The sequence below is a fragment of the Alkalihalobacillus sp. R86527 genome, assembly GCF_042466185.1.
In the GTDB taxonomy this organism is placed as follows: domain Bacteria; phylum Bacillota; class Bacilli; order Bacillales; family Guptibacillaceae; genus Guptibacillus.
Genome location: NZ_JAXHBW010000002.1, coordinates 1 through 5642 on the forward strand (window position 1 = coordinate 1; position 5642 = coordinate 5642).

Genomic DNA, 5642 nt, shown 5'->3' on the forward strand with positions numbered 1-5642 from the left:
CATTAGCTCAGTTGGCAGAGCATCTGACTTTTAATCAGAGGGTCGAAGGTTCGAGTCCTTCATGGCTCACCATTTATTTGCGGGTGTGGCGGAATTGGCAGACGCGCTAGACTTAGGATCTAGTGTCTTACGACGTGGGGGTTCGAGTCCCTTCACCCGCACCAATTCAAACAATGATTCACGAAACGATTCACAAAACGATTCGCGGTTGTGGCGGAATGGCAGACGCGCTAGCTTCGAGGGGCTAGTGGGGGAGACCCCGTGGAGGTTCGAGTCCTCTCAACCGCACCAATCATATAATGCGCCCGTAGCTCAATTGGATAGAGCGTCTGACTACGGATCAGAAGGTTAGGAGTTCGAGTCTTCTCGGGCGCGCCATTTTTTAAATAACATAGTCGGGAAGTAGCTCAGCTTGGCAGAGCACTTGGTTTGGGACCAAGGGGTCGCAGGTTCAAATCCTGTCTTCCCGACCATCTATAAATGCGGGTGTAGTTTAGTGGTAAAACCTCAGCCTTCCAAGCTGATGTCGTGGGTTCGATCCCCATCACCCGCTCCATAAAGATGGGCCTGTAGCTCAGCTGGTTAGAGCGCACGCCTGATAAGCGTGAGGTCGGTGGTTCGAGTCCACTCAGGCCCACCATCTTTCTTAAAAAAGTTGTTGACTTCGATTGAGTTAATGTGTTACATTAATAAAGTCGCTGAAAACGACATTGAAAGAAACAAATCGATCTTTGAAAACTGAACGAAACGCCATGCAAGAAATTGTTTCTACGGAAACAACAAGTTTTAAAGCTAGATTAGACTTTCTATCGGAGAGTTTGATCCTGGCTCAGGACGAACGCTGGCGGCGTGCCTAATACATGCAAGTCGAGCGGAGAAATAGGAGCTTGCTCCTATTTCTCAGCGGCGGACGGGTGAGTAACACGTGGGCAACCTGCCCTACAGACTGGGATAACTCCGGGAAACCGGAGCTAATACCGGGTAATACATAGCATCGCATGATGCAACGTTGAAAGTTGGCCTTTCGAGCTAACACTGTAGGATGGGCCCGCGGCGCATTAGCTAGTTGGTAAGGTAATGGCTTACCAAGGCAACGATGCGTAGCCGACCTGAGAGGGTGATCGGCCACACTGGGACTGAGACACGGCCCAGACTCCTACGGGAGGCAGCAGTAGGGAATCTTCCGCAATGGACGAAAGTCTGACGGAGCAACGCCGCGTGAGTGACGAAGGCTTTCGGGTCGTAAAGCTCTGTTGTTAGGGAAGAACAAGTACCGTTCGAATAGGGCGGTACCTTGACGGTACCTAACCAGAAAGCCACGGCTAACTACGTGCCAGCAGCCGCGGTAATACGTAGGTGGCAAGCGTTGTCCGGAATTATTGGGCGTAAAGCGCGCGCAGGCGGTCTCTTAAGTCTGATGTGAAAGCCCACGGCTCAACCGTGGAGGGCCATTGGAAACTGGGGGACTTGAGTGCAGAAGAGGAGAGTGGAATTCCACGTGTAGCGGTGAAATGCGTAGATATGTGGAGGAACACCAGTGGCGAAGGCGGCTCTCTGGTCTGTAACTGACGCTGAGGCGCGAAAGCGTGGGGAGCGAACAGGATTAGATACCCTGGTAGTCCACGCCGTAAACGATGAGTGCTAGGTGTTGGGGGGTTCCACCCTCAGTGCTGAAGTTAACACATTAAGCACTCCGCCTGGGGAGTACGACCGCAAGGTTGAAACTCAAAGGAATTGACGGGGGCCCGCACAAGCAGTGGAGCATGTGGTTTAATTCGAAGCAACGCGAAGAACCTTACCAGGTCTTGACATCCTCTGCCACTCCTAGAGATAGGACGTTCCCCTTCGGGGGACAGAGTGACAGGTGGTGCATGGTTGTCGTCAGCTCGTGTCGTGAGATGTTGGGTTAAGTCCCGCAACGAGCGCAACCCTTGATCTTAGTTGCCAGCATTCAGTTGGGCACTCTAAGGTGACTGCCGGTGACAAACCGGAGGAAGGTGGGGACGACGTCAAATCATCATGCCCCTTATGACCTGGGCTACACACGTGCTACAATGGACGGTACAAAGGGCTGCGACACCGCGAGGTGAAGCGAATCCCATAAAGCCGTTCTCAGTTCGGATTGTAGGCTGCAACTCGCCTACATGAAGCCGGAATTGCTAGTAATCGCGGATCAGCATGCCGCGGTGAATACGTTCCCGGGCCTTGTACACACCGCCCGTCACACCACGAGAGTTTGTAACACCCGAAGTCGGTGAGGTAACCTTTTGGAGCCAGCCGCCGAAGGTGGGACAAATGATTGGGGTGAAGTCGTAACAAGGTAGCCGTATCGGAAGGTGCGGCTGGATCACCTCCTTTCTATGGAGAATTACGAGGCAACATTGGTTGCCAAACTTGCATGAGCGTTTCGTTTAGTTTTGAAAGAATGATTATATTCTTTCAAAACAGGCTAATTTGATGAAGCATTAGCGGATTCAAGAAGTAGCCACGTTCCTTGAAAACTAGATAGCATAAACAACGACATCCAATAAAGAATTATTTTTTGCGTTATTTCTTAGTTAGTCACATCTTACGATGTGCAACATCAATGACGAGTTAGAAGCGAGAAATTCGAGGCGGCGAAATTCCGGAGGAGCGGAGCGTATTTGATATACGTGAGCACCGGAGGAATGAAGCCAACGAAGAAGTTCGACGCTAATAACGAAGTCATAAGGTTAAGCTACTAAGGGCGCACGGTGGATGCCTTGGCACTAGAAGCCGATGAAGGACGGGACGAACACCGATATGCTTCGGGGAGCAGTAAGTACGCTTTGATCCGGAGATTTCCGAATGGGGGAACCCACCATCCGTAATGGGATGGTATCTATTTCTGAATACATAGGAGATAGAAGGCATACCCGGGGAACTGAAACATCTCAGTACCCGGAGGAAGAGAAAGCAATCGCGATTTCCTGAGTAGCGGCGAGCGAAACGGAATCAGCCCAAACCAGAGGGCTTGCCCTCTGGGGTTGTAGGACGTCTCATTGGAGTTACAAAGGCACGGATAGACGAAGCGACCTGGAAAGGTCCATCAGAGAAGGTAACAATCCTGTAGTCAAAATCCGCTGCCCTCCGAGACGGATCCTGAGTACGGCGGGACACGTGAAACCCCGTCGGAATCCGGGAGGACCATCTCCCAAGGCTAAATACTCTCTAGTGACCGATAGTGAACCAGTACCGTGAGGGAAAGGTGAAAAGCACCCCGGAAGGGGAGTGAAAGAGAACCTGAAACCGTGTGCCTACAACTAGTTGGAGCCCGTTAATGGGTGACAGCGTGCCTTTTGTAGAATGAACCGGCGAGTTACGATCCCGTGCAAGGTTAAGCCGAGAAGGCGGAGCCGCAGCGAAAGCGAGTCTGAATAGGGCGAAATAGTACGTGGTCGTAGACCCGAAACCGGGTGATCTACCCATGTCCAGGGTGAAGTTCAGGTAACACTGAATGGAGGCCCGAACCCACGCATGTTGAAAAATGCGGGGATGAGGTGTGGGTAGCGGTGAAATGCCAATCGAACCCGGAGATAGCTGGTTCTCTCCGAAATAGCTTTAGGGCTAGCCTCGCGGCAAGAATCTTGGAGGTAGAGCACTGATTGGACTAGGGGTCCCTACCGGATTACCGAATCCAGTCAAACTCCGAATGCCAACGATTTATCCGCGGGAGTCAGACTGCGAGTGATAAGATCCGTAGTCGAGAGGGAAACAGCCCAGACCACCAGCTAAGGTCCCAAAGTATACGTTAAGTGGAAAAGGATGTGGCGTTGCTTAGACAACCAGGATGTTGGCTTAGAAGCAGCCATCATTTAAAGAGTGCGTAATAGCTCACTGGTCGAGTGACGCTGCGCCGAAAATGTACCGGGGCTAAACGTATCACCGAAGCTGTGGATTGTCTTACGACAATGGTAGGAGAGCGTTCTAAGGGCTGCGAAGTCAGACCGAAAGGACTGGTGGAGCGCTTAGAAGTGAGAATGCCGGTATGAGTAGCGAAAGACAAGTGAGAATCTTGTCCGTCGAAAGCCCAAGGTTTCCTGAGGAAGGCTCGTCCGCTCAGGGTTAGTCGGGACCTAAGCCGAGGCCGAAAGGCGTAGGCGATGGATAACAGGTTGATATTCCTGTACCACCTCCTTTCCGTTTGAACGACGGGGGGACGCAGAAAGATAGGGAGAGCGCGCTGCTGGAAATGCGCGTCCAAGCGATTAGGCTGGTGAATAGGCAAATCCGTTCACCGCGAAGGCTGAGTCGTGATGGCGAGGGAATTAAGTACCGAAGTCCCTGATTCTACACTGCCAAGAAAAGCCTCTAGTGAGGAAAGAGGTGCCCGTACCGCAAACCGACACAGGTAGGCGAGGAGAGAATCCTAAGACGATCGGGAGAACTCTCGTTAAGGAACTCGGCAAAATGACCCCGTAACTTCGGGAGAAGGGGTGCTTCCTCGGGTGAATAGCCCAGGGGAGCCGCAGTGAAAAGATCCAAGCGACTGTTTAGCAAAAACACAGGTCTCTGCCAAGCCGCAAGGCGATGTATAGGGGCTGACACCTGCCCGGTGCTGGAAGGTTAAGAGGAGGGGTTATCCCTTACGGGAGAAGCTCTGAATCGAAGCCCCAGTAAACGGCGGCCGTAACTATAACGGTCCTAAGGTAGCGAAATTCCTTGTCGGGTAAGTTCCGACCCGCACGAAAGGTGCAACGACTTGGATACTGTCTCAACGAGAGACCCGGTGAAATTATAGTACCTGTGAAGATGCAGGTTACCCGCGACAGGACGGAAAGACCCCATGGAGCTTTACTGTAGCCTGATATTGGATTTTGGTACAGCTTGTACAGGATAGGTAGGAGCCATAGAAGCCGGACCGCTAGGTTCGGTGGAGGCGTCGGTGGGATACTACCCTGGCTGTACTGACATTCTAACCCAGCACCGTGATCCGGTGCGGAGACAGTGTCAGGTGGGCAGTTTGACTGGGGCGGTCGCCTCCTAAAGAGTAACGGAGGCGCCCAAAGGTTCCCTCAGAATGGTTGGAAATCATTCGCAGAGTGTAAAGGCACAAGGGAGCTTGACTGCGAGACCTACAAGTCGAGCAGGGACGAAAGTCGGGCTTAGTGATCCGGTGGTTCCGCATGGAAGGGCCATCGCTCAACGGATAAAAGCTACCCTGGGGATAACAGGCTTATCTCCCCCAAGAGTCCACATCGACGGGGAGGTTTGGCACCTCGATGTCGGCTCATCGCATCCTGGGGCTGAAGTAGGTCCCAAGGGTTGGGCTGTTCGCCCATTAAAGCGGTACGCGAGCTGGGTTCAGAACGTCGTGAGACAGTTCGGTCCCTATCCGTCGCGGGCGCAGGAAATTTGAGAGGAGCTGTCCTTAGTACGAGAGGACCGGGATGGACACACCGCTGGTGTACCAGTTGTTCCGCCAGGAGCATAGCTGGGTAGCTACGTGTGGAAGGGATAAGTGCTGAAAGCATCTAAGCATGAAGCCCCCCTCGAGATGAGATTTCCCACAGCGTCAAGCTGGTAAGATCCCTCAGAGATGATGAGGTTGATAGGTTCGGGGTGGAAGCGTGGCGACACGTGGAGCTGACGAATACTAATCGATCGAGGGCTTAACCTAA

The 5642-nt window shown here is 52.6% G+C and carries 6 tRNA genes and 2 rRNA genes; all 8 read left to right on the plus strand.

Annotation, left to right across the window (positions count from 1 at the left end):
• Window positions 1–79 precede the first annotated feature (79 nt).
• The 8 genes from SJY16_RS20005 (at window position 80) to SJY16_RS20040 (ending at window position 5641) form a co-directional block, all read left to right on the plus strand.
• A tRNA-Leu gene (locus tag SJY16_RS20005) sits at window positions 80–164 on the plus strand.
• Window positions 165–204: 40 nt separating this feature from the next.
• Window positions 205–291 (plus strand) — tRNA-Ser (locus SJY16_RS20010).
• 10 nt (window positions 292–301) lie between these two features.
• Window positions 302–378: transfer RNA gene (locus tag SJY16_RS20015), tRNA-Arg, on the plus strand.
• An 18-nt stretch (window positions 379–396) separates the two neighbouring features.
• Window positions 397–473, plus strand: a tRNA-Pro gene (locus SJY16_RS20020).
• A 9-nt stretch (window positions 474–482) separates the two neighbouring features.
• Window positions 483–556, plus strand: a tRNA-Gly gene (locus SJY16_RS20025).
• 7 nt (window positions 557–563) lie between these two features.
• Window positions 564–640 (plus strand) — tRNA-Ile (locus SJY16_RS20030).
• 166 nt (window positions 641–806) lie between these two features.
• Window positions 807–2358: ribosomal RNA gene (locus tag SJY16_RS20035) — 16S ribosomal RNA — on the plus strand.
• A gap of 354 nt (window positions 2359–2712) precedes the next feature.
• Window positions 2713–5641 (plus strand): 23S ribosomal RNA (locus SJY16_RS20040).
• The 16S and 23S rRNA genes sit together here with 6 tRNA genes alongside, the layout of an rRNA operon.
• Window position 5642: the final 1 nt, after the last annotated feature.